Genomic DNA, 14,107 nt, shown 5'->3' with positions numbered 1-14,107 from the left:
CCAAGGATCGCTTTCGCAATTTCGCCGCGGGGTTGTCAGACCTGGTGATGAGTATTGCTACCGCATTGCATAACTTTCGCCGGACCAGACGACGCTATCGCCACAAGCGATCCAATGCCTATTTTGAATAGAGTCTATTAACTTCTTCATAGATTAACGAATCATCCTTACAAAACAGATAACGCCGGCGAAGGAATTCTGTCCGTGTGTGCAGGCTCGAATAACAACACCGAGTTGACTTTCGGCGCACATACACTATTATTGTGTTGTTGGGAAGTCGGCAATGAGACCTCTTTACAGACCCGCTCACGCCGGTCTAGACAGCCGGGGCGCTACACACCATGGCCATCATAGTTGTGGCTGACGACGAGCCGGGCATTCGAGATTTGCTGGCCTACTCGCTGCGCCGGCGCGGTCACACGGTCGTGACGGCCGCCGACGGCGACGCCGCCTGGCAAGCGATCATCGAGACACATCCCGCGCTGATTGTGCTCGACGTCATGATGCCCGGCGTAAGCGGTCTTGACCTGGCGAAGCGCGTCGGCGCAGACCCCTCGGTCGCGCAGACTCCCATCATTGTCACGTCGGGCGGCGTTTGGGATGACGAGATCGGCGCCGGACTGACATCCGTCAACATTCGTTTCGTGGCCAAGCCGTTCAGCCCGCGCGACCTCGTAAGCCAGATTGACTCCATTCTATCCGGACAACCATCGGACTTATGAATCCCGATACGCTCAACACCGAGCCTAAACGCAAACGCATACTCGTTGTCGACGACGAGCCCGGCATTGTCGATCTGCTCAAGCTGACGTTTGAGCAATCCGGCTTTGAGGCCGTGACGGCGGATTCCGGCCCCAAGGCCCTCGAACTGATCAATACAATCGGCCTGCCGCACCTGGCGATCGTTGACTTGAATATGCCGGTGATGAGCGGCTTCGAGTTCTGCGGAATCGTGCAGCGTTTCTGCGACTTGCCGGTCATCATCCTCACCGCGGTGGATTCCGAAGACGTGGTGATCAAAGGCATTGAGCGTTATGCCGAAGATTACATGACCAAGCCGTTCAGCCCGCGCGAACTGGTGGCACGCGTGTTGCGCGTGTTGCGGCGCATTGGAGATTTTGGCTACACGCTGGAGCCGGTGGTATACATTGACGGCCACCTGGCAGTTGATTTCGCCCACCAACTGGCGCTGGTTGCCGGGCGCGCCGTTACGCTGACGCCGACGGAGTCCAAGCTGTTGTATATACTCATGCGCAACGGCGGGCGCACGGTCACCAACGATTTCCTGCTGCGCCGGCTATGGCCGATGGAAGAGATCTTCGAAGACACGCTGCGCGTGCACGTGCGCCGGCTGCGCCAGAAAATCGAGAAAAACGCCTCGAGCCCCGCGTATGTACTCACCGAACGCGGTGCCGGATACCGCTTCGCCCCCGCACAGCCCTGAGTCTGCCGCAAATCTCATGCCAATTCCATCAGGGCCGGGGCGCCAACCGGCCCTTGACATGCGCTCTGGCGCAATGGGAACCGTCTAATGACCATTAACATTGGATTAATCGGCGCCGGCCGCATGGGGCAGGTGCATGCCGAGAACCTGGTACACCGGGTGCCCGGCGCGCGTTTGACTGTCGTGGCCGATGCGGACGCCGCGCGCGCGGCGGCGGTCGCCGTGCCGCTCGGCGCAGCAGCCGTGGGTGACTACCGGCGCATGCTCGACGACCCGCAGGTTGACGCCGTGGTGATCGTGACGCCGACCGGCACGCACGCCGCCGTGATTGCGGATGCGGCGCAAGCGCGCAAATCGATCTTCTGCGAGAAGCCGTTGGCCATGACGCTGGCCGAGTGCGACCAGGCCATTGCCGCGGCGCAGCAAGCGGGCGTGATCCTGCAGGTCGGCCTCATGCGGCGCTTTGACCCGGCCTATCTGGCGGCAAAGCAGCACATTGACGCCGGGACCATCGGCCAACCAGTAATGATCAAATCGCTGGGGCGGGACCCCAAGCGCACCAGCCTGGACTTTGCGCGGCGGGAGAACAGCGGCGGCATGATTGCCGACATGGGAGTGCACGATTTCGACAGCGCGCGCTGGCTGATGGGCAGCGAGGTTGAACGGGTGTATAGCGAGGGCGGCTGCCTGGTCTACCCGGAACTGGCCGACGTGGGCGACATCGACAACGCCGTCGTCAACCTAAAGTTCGCCAACGGCGCGATCGGCAACATCGACCTGAGCCGCAACGCCGTATACGGCTACGACATTCGCACCGAGGTGATTGGCTCGCGCGGCAGCCTGATGATCGGGCGGTTGCAGCACACGCCGTTACTTGTCCTGACCGCGAATCACATTGCGCACGACGGCGTGCCGTACTTCATGGAGCGATACGGCGAGGCGTACGTGGCCGAGATGCGCAGCTTTGTGGCGTGTGTGTCAAGCGGATCGGCGCCGGCGGTTTCGGCGCTCGATGCGCGCGCGGCGACGGCGATTGCCGTGGCGGCCACGCGTTCGCTGGATGAGGCGCGGCCGGTCGCGATTCGTGAGGCGGCCGATCCCGGCCGGGAAGGGGCCTAGTTATAAGGCGAAGTTTGCTTCAGCGTTGCTTCACGGCGCGATCGATCTCCCGCTTGGCATCCCTGGCGGCGATGGTATCGCGCTTGTCATATTGCTTTTTGCCCCGCGCCAGACCGATTTCGATCTTGGCGCGGTTCTTCTTCAAGTAGACGCGCGTGGCCACCAGCGTGAAGCCTTTCTGCTTGATCTTAGCCGCCAGGCGCACGATCTCTCCCTTGTGCAGGAGCAACCGGCGGTCGCGCAGCGGATCGTGGTTGTCACGACTCGACGGTTCGTACGGCGCGATATGCGAACCGATCAACCACACCTCGCCGTGACGGATGGTCGCGTAACACTCCTTGAGGTTGATCTGTCCGGCGCGCACCGACTTGATCTCACTGCCCGTCAGCGCCAGCCCCGCCTCGAATGTCTCGTCGATGAAGAAGTCGTGGTAGACGTGGCGGTTGCTGGCCAGCACCCTGGTTGTTTCGCTCATACGCTGTGCGCCGAATGAGACCTCACTTGCCGGTGGTGAGGTACTCTACGGCGCGATCCAGTTGCGGATCGCGCCCGCCTTTGCGGTCGGACTCCGGGAACGGCACCGCGAAGTCCGGCTCGATGCCCTGCCCGTCGATATCACGCCCGCTGGGCGTCAGCCAGTGACGGATAGTCACAGTCAAGCGCGAATCGTCGCTCAGGCGATTGGATACCTGTACCGAGCCCTTGCCATAGGTCGTGTCGCCGACCAGCACGCCACGCTTGCTGTCTTTAATCGCTCCTGACAGAATCTCCGACGCGCTTGCCGAGCCTTTGTCCACAAGTACGACGATCGGGATCTTGGTCGCCCGCCCGCCCGGCAGCGCGCGATGGTCCGTCGTCTTGCCATCTTTGTCGCGCTCGCTGACGATCACGCCGCTCGAGATGAATTCGCTGGCGATTTCGATCGCCGTCTGCAGGTAGCCGCCCGGATTGCCGCGCAAGTCGAGCACGATGCCTTTCGGATTGCCGGCCAGCGCGGTCTTGAGTGCGTCGTCCATCTCCTTCGACGCGGTCCCGGTGAACTCGGTCAACTGAATGTAAGCGATGCCGTTGTCCAACTGGCGCGTGTTGACGGACTCCACCGCAATCGCTGCGCGCGTGATTGAGATGTCGATCGGGTCGCGCGCGCCGGCGCGAAACACGGTGAGCGTGACCTGGGTGCCCTTGGGCCCGCGGATGCGCAGGATCGCCTCGGTCAGCGAGAGGCCGTCGGTAGTCTGGCCATCGATCTTTGTCACGATGTCGCCGGCCAGCAATCCGGCCTTTTCCGCCGGGCGTCCCTTCAACGGAGCCACTATCACGATCTGGCCATTCTTCTGCTCGACCGTGGCGCCAATGCCCTCGAAGCTGCCGGCCAGATCGGACTCCAGAAGCGCGGCGCGTTTAGGGTCGGTGAAGGTCGTGTGCGAGTCGCCCAGCGAATCGACGACGCCTTGAATCGCCGCATAGGTCATCTGCTTATCATCCGGCAGTTTGCCGATGAACTCGGCTTTCAGCAGACCCCAGACTTCCCAGAAAACGCCGAAATCGTCCTGTCCCGCTTGCGGGCTGGCGGCAGGGGAGGGGGATGGCGTGGCCGAGGCGTTTGTCGCAGGCACGGCCGGGCGCGGCATATATTGTTGCACGACATACCCGGCGGCAAACATGCCGGTCGTGAACACAAAGAACATAACGGCCAGCGCGGCCACGCGTAAAATGGTGCGCATCTACTTGTTCTCCTTAAGATACTTCAGCGCCGCTTCAAGCTGCGTATCCACACCACGTTTTACGTCGTCGGCTGACATCGGGATGGACATGTCAGGCGTCAGGCCGGTGCCGGAGATTTGCCGCTTGTTGGGCGTCAACCATTCGGCGATCGTGATATGCACGGACGACTTGTCGCTGAGCTGGTGTACGGCCTGCACCGAGCCCTTGCCGAAGCTGGTGTCTCCGAGCAGGATCGCGCGCTTGCGGTCTTGAATCGCCCCGGACACGATCTCCGACGCACTGGCGCTGCCCTTGTCGATCAACACGACGAGCGGACCGTCCATCCATGCGCCGTTGCCGGTCGCGCGAAACTCGCGCTCGTTGCCATCCTTGCCGCGCTCGTAAGCGACCGGGCCATCCTTGATAAACTGGCCCGCCACGTCGATCGCCGTGGTCAGATAGCCGCCCGGATTTCCGCGCAGGTCGAACACAAGCGCTTTTGCGCCTTGCCTCTTTAGCGTGTTGATGGCGTCGGCGACTTCGGTCTTGCTCTTCTCACCGAAAATAGTCAAGCGCACGTAGCCGATGTTGTCGTCCTGCATCTTCGAGATAACACTGGGCAGGTTGATGATATCGCGGGCCACCTCGATAACGACGGGATCGGGTTTTGTAGTGCGAAATATGGTCAGGCTGACCTTGGAACCGCGCGGACCGCGGATTAACGCCACCAACTCGTCCAACGTGAGGCCCTTAACGTCCTTGTCTCCCACCTTGAGGATAATATCGCCCGCGAGGATGCCGGCTTTCTCGGCTGGCGAGCCGGGAATGGGCGCGGTGATGACGAACTGGTCTTTGTCCAGGTTGATGTAGGCGCCGATGCCCTGAAAGTCGCCGCGCAACTGCTCTGCTTCGGCCGCAGTGTTGCGTGGCTCGAGAAAGACCGTATGCTGGTCGCCAAGCGTTTTGAGCACGCCGCGAATGGCGGCATACGACATTGGCTTGACGTTCGGAATCTTGCCGTAGAACGAGGTGCGGATGACGTTCCACGCTTCCCAGAACACGCCAAACTCGGGCGGTGCGGATGCCACCGGCGCGCTTCCCGGCACCGGCAGGGCAATGATCGGCGCGGCGCCGGTGCCGGGGCGCAGCACGCTGCTATATGCAAACCCCGACAAAAACGCGCACGTGGCGAGAACTAACGCCAGCGCGGAAATACCGAGCGCCTTAGCGCAACCTTGCAGCATAGCCGCCCCCTCCGCTTGCAGTATATTCGCACAATTCCAGTAATTCGGCCTTACTTGACATAACAATCATAGTGCGACTATCAATAACGCGAAAAACGCCAGTTTTCGACATTGGTTGGCACTGTGAAGCGCGCGATCTTCTCACGTCTGCATTGCGTGCCGCGTGCCCCGCCGCCGCACGGCATACGGCAGGAAACGATCCGCCAAGTGCGGCGGGATCCGTCCCTGGATGTGCGTGCCGCCCGCCAGATGCTCTTCGCGATCGATCGTGCCGAAGCGATGAAACAGGTCGACGAGTTCACCGGCAGTGAACGGCACCTGCACGTCCATCGCCGGCCATTCTGCTTCCAACACGTCTTCAACGCGCGCCAGCAGTTGGTCGATGCCATCGCCCTGCGCAGCCGAGACCAGGATAGCGTCCGGGAACGCCTCGATCAACTTCGCCCTATCTTCGGTGTAGCGATCGAGCTTGTTCAGCACGATCTGGGTCGGCTTGCCGGCGGCGTCCAACTCTTGCAAGACGCTCTCCACCGTGCGCGCCTGGCCTTGCGCGTTCGGGTGCGTGGCGTCGACCACGTGCAGCAACAGGTCGGCGTCGCTGATCTCCTCCAGCGTCGCCCGGAACGCCGCGACCAGTTGGGTCGGCAGTTTCTGGATGAAGCCGACGGTATCGGTGAACAACGCTTCGTGCCCGGATGGCAGCCTCACGCGGCGCGTGGTCGGGTCGAGGGTGGCGAACAGCTTGTTCTCGGCCAGCACGTGCGCGTCGGACAGCGCGTTGAGCAGTGTGGACTTGCCGGCGTTGGTGTAGCCGACGATGGCGATCACCGGCGCATTGTTCGACTCGCGGCGCTGGCGGTAATGCTTGCGGTGCGCACGCACCTGCTCCAACTCTTTCTTAAGCTGGCTAATGCGCGAGCGGATATCGCGCCGGTCGACCTCCAACTGCGTTTCGCCGGGGCCGCGCAGACCGACGCCGACACCCGACCCCCCTCCCCCGCCGCCGGCCTGGCGTGCGAGGTGCGTCCACAGGCGGGTCAGCCGCGGCAAGCGGTACTCATACTGCGCCAGTTCGACCTGCAGTTGGCCCTCGCGCGTGCGCGCGTGCTGCGCGAAGATATCGAGGATCAGCGCCGTGCGGTCGATGATCTTGACCTCCAGCGCGTCTTCCAGTTCGCGACCCTGGCGCGGCAGCAACTCGTCGTCAAAGACCGCCACGTCGAAATTGAGCTCGCGTTTCCACGCGACCAATTCCTCGACCTTGCCCTTGCCAACGTACGTGTTGGGGTGAACTGATTCGAGTTTCTGCGTGGCCTGGCCCACGACCTCCAGGCCGGCGGTGCCGCATAGCTGCGCCAGTTCGTCGAGCGAATCGAGAATGTGGAAGCTGGATATGTCGTGCTTGAGCTCGACGCCGACCAGGAACGCCTTCTCGGCCGGGGCATGGGTCGGGTACGATCGTGTTTTCATGCAGTGCCGCCGGTTAGGGCGCCGCCTTTGACCGTGCCAGCCATGAAGTCATAGTTCTCCCCACCTTCTCCATACTCATAGCAGATATTTTATCACAGGTATCAGCCAGCGTGTGCCAGTACGGGTAGTCAAAGTCAATCAGGTCGACCGCCGCATAACCGCGCTGTAGAAACGGCGTGTGGTCGTCCGTCATCGAGAAGCGTGGCTGGGCAATAAAGTTCGCACTATATCCGAGTCGCGCCGCCTCCCCAAAGATCGCCTGCTGGATCGCCATATTGGAGTTCTGTTCGTAGTAGATCTGCAGGTCGCGGTCGCCGATCATGTCCAGTACAACCACCGCCTGCGGTGCCTGCGTCAGCGAAGCGGCCAGGTAATCGGCTCCGACCGAGAACGGCCAGCCGTCGATGCCGCCCCAATCCTCGGCGTCGAAGAATGCCAGCCAGATCGATTTGGCGGGCAGCGCCGGCAGCACACGCGCCAGTTCGAGCAGCACGGCTACGCCGCTGGCGCCGTCATTCGCGCCGATGATCGGCGAGGCGGGGCTGCGCGGATCCTGGTCGGCGCGCGGGCGTGTATCGTAGTGCGCGCCCAGGATGACCGGCGCCCCTTGCCCTCGTTTGGCGATGATGTTACGGATAGGCACTGCCCGATAGTCGAACTTCTGCTCTTCGACGCTCCAGCCAAACGACTTGAGCGTGGCGATGATGGTGTCGCCGGTCTGTTTGCCCTGCGCCGTGCCGGTCGGCCGCGGTCCGATGTCGCACTGGGCCTGCGCGAAGCGCATGGCCGACGCGCCGTCGAATAACAGCGGCGCGGTTGTGCCAGTCGGCGCAACCGGTAGATCCGCGTCGCGGCGCTCAAACAGGGCGAGTGCCGCAGTGGCCGCCACGATGATCGATGCGGCGAGCAGTGCGATATGCCGTTTCATGTTCATGTGGCGCAAACAATCCAAGGTGACCGCAGTCGCCCCTGTTCACACTCGTATTACAGAAACAGCGCCATGGGCGTCTGCAACAGCTTTTTGACTTCCTGCAGGAAGCGCGCCGCCTCGGCCCCGTCGGTGATGCGGTGGTCGGCTGACAGCGTCATCTTCATCCGCCAGCCGGTCTTCAATTGGCCGTTCTCGACCACCGGCGCTTCCTTCGCCGTGCCGAGCGCGAGGATGGCGGCCTCCGGCGGGTTCACGATCGCCACGAAATGTTCGACATCGAACATGCCGAGGTTGCTGATGCTGAAGGTGCCCTGGCTCATGTCGTCCGTATTCAGCTTTCCACTGCGCGCCCGTTCCGCGGCGGCGCGCGTATCGCGCGCGATCTGCGCCACCGACTTCTGGTCGCAGTCCGGCACGACCGGTGTCAGCAGGCCGCCTTCGATGGCGACTGCTACCCCGATGTTCACGCGCTCGTGCATTATCAGCCGGTCGCCGCCGAACGACGCGTTCAGCGCCGGATACTTGCGCAGCATGAGTCCGCAGGCCTTCATAACCAGCGTCAGCGGCGAAACGCGCAAGTCCTCGGCCTTGCCGGCCTCCAGCATCTGGTTCACTACCGCCATGGCGGCGCCCATGTCCACTTCGGATGTGATGTAAAACTGCGGGATCGGCCCCTTGCTCTCGGCCATGCGCCGGGCGATCGTCTGGCGCATGCGCGTCAGCAGCAGATCGCCGGCGGCCGGAGCTGCCGACGGTATCGCAGCGAGCGCCTGTGCAGCCGGCTGCGATGCCTTCTGCGCCTTGACATCGTCGCGTACGATGCGGCCGCCTGGACCGGTGCCTTTGATGCGCGTCAGGTCAACGCTCATCTCCTGCGCCAACCGCCGCGCAATGGGCGAAGCGACAATCCGTCCGCCGGCGTTCAGCGCAGTACCAGACGGCGCAGCAATCGTGGGGCGCGGGGTGCTCTCGGCTGATTTGCCCGGGGCCGCCGTTACCGTCGCTTTGGCAATCGGGGCCGCTGCGGGAGCGGCAGCACCCATCGATTCGCCGGCGGCGAGGATCTGGCCGATCGCATTGCCGACCGGCACATCACCCTCGGCGACGATTATGCTCCCGAGAATGCCGTCCACCTCGGCCTGAACTTCAACAGTGGCCTTGTCGGTCTCGATTTCGAGCACCGCTTCCCCACGACGTACCGCCGCGCCTTCGGTTTTCAACCAGCGTACGACTTTGCCGGACGACATGTCGAAGCCCAGCTTGGGCATGATGATATTGGTTGCCATGTTAGCCTACCAGCTCCTTGGCGGCGCGCACCACGTCGCCCACGCCCGGGATGGCCAGCGCCTCCAGGTTCTTGGCGTATGGCATCGGAACTTCGAGGCCGGCGCAGCGCACAATCGGCGCATCGAGGTAATCGAACGCCTGCTCGTACACCTGGCAGGCGATCTCGGCGCCGATGCCGTAGGTGCGCCAGTCTTCCTCTACGATGATGGCGTGGTTGGTCTTCTTGAACGACTCGATCAGCGGCTGGATGTCGAGCGGGCGCAGCGTGCGCAGGTCGATCACCTCCGCGCTAATGCCCTCGGTCGCCAGGCGATCCGCCGCTTCGAGCGCGACATGCACCATGCGCGAATAGGCCACGATGGTCACATCGGCGCCCTCGCGCTTGATGTCGCTGACGCCGAGCGGAACCGTGTAGTCCCCCTCCGGCACATCGCCCTTGATCGGGTACAGCAGGCTATGCTCGATGAACAACACCGGATTGTCGTCACGGATGGCGGCTTTGAGCATTCCCTTGGCGTCGTACGGGGTGGACGGCATCACCACCTTCATGCCGGGTACGTACGCGAACAGCACCTCCAGTGACTGCGAGTGTGTTGCCGCCAACTGCCGGCCGCCGCCGCCCACCGAGCGCACGACCAGCGGCACTTTGATCTGTCCGGCGAACATGTAGTGCAGTTTGGCCGCGTGGTTGATCAGCATATCGGCGGCCAGCAGCCCGAAGTTGATGGTCATGAGCTCGCAGACGGGTCGCAGGCCGCCCATGGCGGCGCCGATGCCCGCACCGACAATAATGCCTTCGGCAATGGGCGTATCCTTGACGCGCTTTTCTCCAAACTCCTTCATCAGCCCCTGGGTCACGGCATAGGATCCGCCCCACACGCCGACTTCCTCGCCCATAATCATGACGCGTTCGTCGCGCGTCATCTCTTCACGCAACGCCTCGCGAATCGCGTCGCGGTAGGTCATTTCCATGATCGTCTCCGTTGACCGCCCTAGTGTGTTCCCGATTGAGCGTAGATGAAGTCGTACATCGATTCGGGCGCGGGCGCCGGGCTGGCATCCGCAAAGGACGCCACCGCGTCCATTTCCTGCGCGACCTCGCGCTCGATGCGCTCCAGGTCGGCCTCGTCTACGACGCCGTCCCCTTCCAGTTGTTTGCCGAACGCGACAATCGGGTCGCGCTGCTTGTAGCGGTCCACCTCGTCCTTGACACGGTAGCGCTCGGGGTCGCCCATCGAATGGCCTGGGAAGCGGTAGCACATCGCCTCAATGAAGTACGGCCCGTTGCCGCTGCGCACATGCTCGATAGCGCGCTGGGTGGCATCGAACACCTTGAGTGTGTCCATGCCGTCGATGCGCACCGCCGGGATGTTGTACGCGCACGCCTTCTCGGCCATCGATGCGACGGCCGAGGCGCGCTCGACGGCCGTGCCCATACCGTACAGGTTGTTCTCGCACAGGTAGAGCACCGGCAGTTTCCATAGCGAGGCCAGGTTGAGCGACTCGTGGAAGTAGCCGATGTTCGTCGAGCCGTCGCCGAAGATGCACAGGGTAACGCGGTTCTCATCCTGGTACTGCGAGGCCAGCGCCAGGCCGGTGGCCAGCGCGATGTGCCCGCCGACGATGCCGTAGCCGCCCCAGAAACCCTTGGACACGTCGACCAGGTGCATCGAGCCGCCCTTGCCGCCGGCCACGCCCGTGGAGCGTCCGAGCAGTTCGGCCATCAATGCTTTCGGGTCAAGCCCGCGTGCAATCGCATGACCATGGTCTCGGTAGTGCGTGACGATGTAGTCCTGCGGCGCCAGCGCCGCGATGGCGCCCACGCCCACGGCTTCCTCGCCGATATACAGGTGCAGAAAACCGCCGATCTTGCCTTCGCGGTAGAATCCAGCCGAACGTTCTTCAAACTTGCGGATAAGCACCATATTCCGGTACATTAGTATCAAGCGATCCGCGTTGGGTCTCATAGCATCTCCTCAGTTTTTCGCTTAAATCAAATCGTGATTATAGACCCGATAGTGTCTCAAACAAAAAGCGCGCAGACGTGTCGGACATTGGGTGTATCCAGTGTACGTCCTGATGTGCGCTTTGGTTCAGGGCGGCTAGAAAAAGCCGAAAGCCCGCTTGTCATGGCGGGCTTTCGGCGACCTCGACCTGGCCGTCGGCTAGGACTTCGCCTTATCGGTGGGCGGTGGTTCGCTCAGACTTCCGATGCGCCGCGCCAACGCAACGCCGGCCGCCGCGATGCTGAACAGTTCGCCCCAGTGGATTTTGTCGACCACGGTGCCTAGCGGTTCGGGTTCGCTCTGTGTCTGCCGCGCCGCGCGCATGCGCAACAACATGATAGCGAGACCGCCGGCCAGAGCACCGGCAAGCATACTGAATACGATAATGCGACCTTCACGCGATTGCATGGTTAGGGTGCCTCCGTGCCGCGAATGAATGCGATGAATTGCATGGCGATGTTCTCGATCTGGCTGCCGATGCCGGCTGCGACGACAAACGGTTGTGCCACGCGCTCGGATGTGCGGTGTGTTAGCCGTGCTATGCGACTGGCGTAGAACTGGGCCAAATGAACATAGGGCATCATGCGTCGCCGGCCGATGCGCAGGCCGCGGACCGCGAAGTACAAAGCGATCAGCGGCATGGCGCTGATAATCAGCGACGGGATGATGAAGTAGATCAGTGCCAGATCACGCGCGCTGGCGATGGTCATGCGCCACCCCCATTGTGTGCCTTGATGGTCAATTCGAAGCAATCGACGCCAAGCAAGTACGGCAGTTCGGCCAGTAGCAGCGCTTGCGCCTCGGCGCTGCGCGCCACCATCTGCGCGCTGCCGTCGCCTTGCGAGCCGACCCCCTTCCCTCCCCAGGCCAACTCGCGTACGCGCGGGTGCGCGAGCACCTCGTGCAGTCGCGGCGCAGTCAGTTCCGATGGGCAGGCCGGCGCCATCTGCCGGTCGAAGATCGCCTGTGCTTCCGACATCAACGCGCCGACGGTCTCGGCGTCTCCCGCGTTGATGGCATGCCGGGCTTCGTCGAGCACGCGCCGGTTTTGGGCGCCGAGCGCATCGCGCAGATCGCGGCCAATGGAGGAGTCGCTGGTGAACGCGCCATTGAGCTCGTGCAGAATGCGCCGCGTGTCCTTGTCGCGTTTGAGATCTACGATGAGCATGTGAATCGGCTGCCGTGGTTTCAGGGTGTGCACGTCCATCTCGTCGGCGTCAAACGTTAGAAAGACCGGTATCTGGCCGTACGCGCATACCTGATCCAGTCGGCCGCACTGTGAACCGGTGCGAATCTCGCCGAGGTATGCGGCTTCCATCTCTTCGCGTATGCTGAGATGCAGTTCGTAGGCTTCATTGAACGCGCGGGCGGTCAAAACGCAGATGGCCGCCGATGACGACAGGCCTTTCTTAAGTGGAAGGTTCATGTCGGTGGTTTGGATAGTGATTCCGCCTACGCGATAATGCTCGCTTACATGCGCGGCAACGCCCGCACAGTAAGCATAGAAGCCGCCGGCACGCGCAGCGTCTTCCAGTGCTGCCGGAACCATAGCCACGGAAAGGCTCCCGGCCCGTTCATTCACCCGGTGCGAGTCCACGCGCAACTGCCCATCCCCGCGCGCCGCCCGTGCATTGATGCCCTGCGTGGTGCCGACGGCCAGGCAGTAGCCCGGCATGAGCTCCGGGTCGCTGCGGCGATAGCCGCCGGCCCAGTCCGAATGCTCGCCGAACAGGCACAACCGTCCCGGCACAAACAAGTTCAGTTCGCTCATTCGCTCTGCGTACGCGCCTCCGCGAGCGCGTGCGCCCGCCGGGGAGATACTCTCTCGAGCGCTTCAAACCCCGGCTCGCCGTCGACGCCCAGCGAGTCGGCTACCCGGTTGATGTAGTTGAAGTACGCCATCACGTGCACGATGTCCAGGATGTCCTCGTCGCTGAACCCGTGAGCGCGCAGCCCGTCCAGATCGCGCGGCGTCATCGCGTGCGCGTTGCGCGTCGCCTTCTCGGCATACGCCAGCATCGCCCGGGTCGCCGCGTCGATTGGCGCGGTACGAAAGTCGGTCTTGATCGCCTGCACCAACGCGTCATCGTGACACTCTGCACGGAGGTCATGCGCATGCGATTCCGTTCAGTAGTAACAGCCGTTGGTGCGCGATACGACGACGGCGATCATCTCGCGTTGCGAACGCGAAAGACCCGACGGCCCGTGCATGAGCGTGGAGTACAGTTGAATCGAGGTGCGCAGCAACTCGGGCTTGAGACTCATGCTGGAGACGATGTTCCAGACCTTGCCGGCGCGGACGATCGCCGCATCGTAGTGCCGTTTCAGCACACCGGTCGCTTCTGACACCGGAATCGTTTTGATCCACGCCATGGCGGACCTCGCTTTGGTGGTTACAGGATTTCGATGGAATAATCGAGTACGGTCGCGTCGACGCGGCTGCGCTCAATTGACTCCAGTGCGCGCGTCAACAGACCGTGCACGTATGCCGCATCGTTGGCCACGGCCGCAATGCCCAACGTGGCCACCTGCCACTTGTCGTTCTCACCCGTCTCCGCCACCGCCACGTTGAACGACTCGCGCAGGCGCGCCATAACTGACTGCAATACGCGCCGCTTGCCCTTCAGGTTGTCGTTGCCGGGAATGGACAAACGCAGTGTACATAACCCTACGACCGCAGGCATGCGACGATTGTATCACACATTCCCAATCAGAACGGCATGGACTGGCGGCTCGTCGTGTCGCCATCGCTATGCAAAACGTATTTGTTTACCGCGTCTGCCGACGCATATTCGCTGGTGTTGCCGCGTGTCCGGCCTGGTCGGCCGCTCGATGGCCGCATGCGCGATGCTGCTGGCACGACTCGTATTGAATTCTCACTTGAAGCATGCCGAGCGCGCCT

At 62.6% G+C, this 14,107-nt stretch carries 17 protein-coding genes; 3 read left to right on the top strand and 14 right to left on the bottom strand.

What is annotated here, in order from left to right:
- Positions 1-341: 341 nt before the first annotated feature.
- From HZB53_20690 to iolG, 3 genes are all read left to right on the top strand, one after another.
- Positions 342-722 (top strand): response regulator, encoded by a 381-nt coding sequence (locus HZB53_20690; GenBank protein MBI5880075.1) that lies wholly within the window; start codon positions 342-344, stop codon positions 720-722.
- Positions 719-1,444 (top strand): response regulator transcription factor, encoded by a 726-nt coding sequence (locus tag HZB53_20685; protein MBI5880074.1) that lies wholly within the window; start codon positions 719-721, stop codon positions 1,442-1,444. Before HZB53_20690 ends, HZB53_20685 begins: the two co-directional genes overlap by 4 nt.
- Before the next feature lie 87 nt (positions 1,445-1,531).
- The gene (gene iolG, locus HZB53_20680) at positions 1,532-2,563 is read left to right on the top strand and encodes an inositol 2-dehydrogenase (GenBank protein MBI5880073.1); all 1,032 of its coding nucleotides are present in this window, start codon (positions 1,532-1,534) and stop codon (positions 2,561-2,563) included.
- Positions 2,564-2,582: 19 nt separating this feature from the next.
- Here iolG and smpB read toward each other — a convergent pair whose 3' ends face one another.
- The 14 genes from smpB to HZB53_20610 all read right to left on the bottom strand — a co-directional run bounded on the left by smpB (position 2,583) and on the right by HZB53_20610 (position 13,889).
- Positions 2,583-3,038 carry an SsrA-binding protein SmpB gene (gene smpB / locus HZB53_20675; GenBank protein MBI5880072.1) on the bottom strand — a complete coding sequence of 152 codons (456 nt, stop codon included), beginning with the start codon at positions 3,036-3,038 and terminating at the stop codon, positions 2,583-2,585.
- A 22-nt stretch (positions 3,039-3,060) separates the two neighbouring features.
- Complete coding sequence (locus tag HZB53_20670) at positions 3,061-4,287, bottom strand: S41 family peptidase (protein ID MBI5880071.1); 1,227 nt, start codon at positions 4,285-4,287, stop codon at positions 3,061-3,063.
- Positions 4,288-5,511, bottom strand: a complete 1,224-nt coding sequence (locus HZB53_20665; GenBank protein MBI5880070.1) for a S41 family peptidase — start codon at positions 5,509-5,511, stop codon at positions 4,288-4,290.
- 141 nt (positions 5,512-5,652) lie between these two features.
- Positions 5,653-6,981: a GTPase HflX gene (gene hflX, locus HZB53_20660; GenBank protein ID MBI5880069.1), complete on the bottom strand. Its 1,329-nt coding sequence runs from the start codon at positions 6,979-6,981 to the stop codon at positions 5,653-5,655.
- 13 nt (positions 6,982-6,994) lie between these two features.
- On the bottom strand, positions 6,995-7,909 hold the full coding sequence (locus HZB53_20655; GenBank protein MBI5880068.1) for a M28 family peptidase: 915 nt from the start codon (positions 7,907-7,909) through the stop codon (positions 6,995-6,997).
- A 56-nt stretch (positions 7,910-7,965) separates the two neighbouring features.
- Positions 7,966-9,198: a 2-oxo acid dehydrogenase subunit E2 gene (locus HZB53_20650; protein ID MBI5880067.1), complete on the bottom strand. Its 1,233-nt coding sequence runs from the start codon at positions 9,196-9,198 to the stop codon at positions 7,966-7,968.
- A 1-nt stretch (position 9,199) separates the two neighbouring features.
- Entirely contained in the window at positions 9,200-10,174 is a 975-nt protein-coding gene (locus HZB53_20645; protein MBI5880066.1) for an alpha-ketoacid dehydrogenase subunit beta, read from the bottom strand.
- Between the two features lie 17 nt (positions 10,175-10,191).
- On the bottom strand, positions 10,192-11,166 hold the full coding sequence (gene pdhA / locus HZB53_20640) for a pyruvate dehydrogenase (acetyl-transferring) E1 component subunit alpha (GenBank protein MBI5880065.1): 975 nt from the start codon (positions 11,164-11,166) through the stop codon (positions 10,192-10,194).
- A 198-nt stretch (positions 11,167-11,364) separates the two neighbouring features.
- Entirely contained in the window at positions 11,365-11,613 is a 249-nt protein-coding gene (locus HZB53_20635; GenBank protein ID MBI5880064.1) for a hypothetical protein, read from the bottom strand.
- 2 nt (positions 11,614-11,615) lie between these two features.
- On the bottom strand, positions 11,616-11,915 hold the full coding sequence (locus HZB53_20630; GenBank protein ID MBI5880063.1) for a hypothetical protein: 300 nt from the start codon (positions 11,913-11,915) through the stop codon (positions 11,616-11,618).
- Positions 11,912-12,967 carry a GHMP kinase gene (locus HZB53_20625; GenBank protein MBI5880062.1) on the bottom strand — a complete coding sequence of 352 codons (1,056 nt, stop codon included), beginning with the start codon at positions 12,965-12,967 and terminating at the stop codon, positions 11,912-11,914. The genes HZB53_20630 and HZB53_20625 overlap by 4 nt, the downstream gene beginning before the upstream one ends.
- Positions 12,968-12,972: 5 nt before the next feature.
- Entirely contained in the window at positions 12,973-13,281 is a 309-nt protein-coding gene (locus HZB53_20620) for a peroxidase (protein MBI5880061.1), read from the bottom strand.
- A 51-nt stretch (positions 13,282-13,332) separates the two neighbouring features.
- Positions 13,333-13,578 carry a carboxymuconolactone decarboxylase family protein gene (locus HZB53_20615; protein MBI5880060.1) on the bottom strand — a complete coding sequence of 82 codons (246 nt, stop codon included), beginning with the start codon at positions 13,576-13,578 and terminating at the stop codon, positions 13,333-13,335.
- A gap of 20 nt (positions 13,579-13,598) precedes the next feature.
- Positions 13,599-13,889, bottom strand: a complete 291-nt coding sequence (locus tag HZB53_20610) for a DUF503 domain-containing protein (protein MBI5880059.1) — start codon at positions 13,887-13,889, stop codon at positions 13,599-13,601.
- Between the last annotated feature and the right edge of the window lie 218 nt (positions 13,890-14,107).

The sequence above is a fragment of the Chloroflexota bacterium genome (assembly GCA_016235055.1).
Taxonomy (GTDB): Bacteria; Chloroflexota; Anaerolineae; order JACRMK01; family JACRMK01; genus JACRMK01.
Note: the sequence above shows the minus strand (reverse complement) of the source record. Positions and strands in the feature narration are given on the sequence as shown.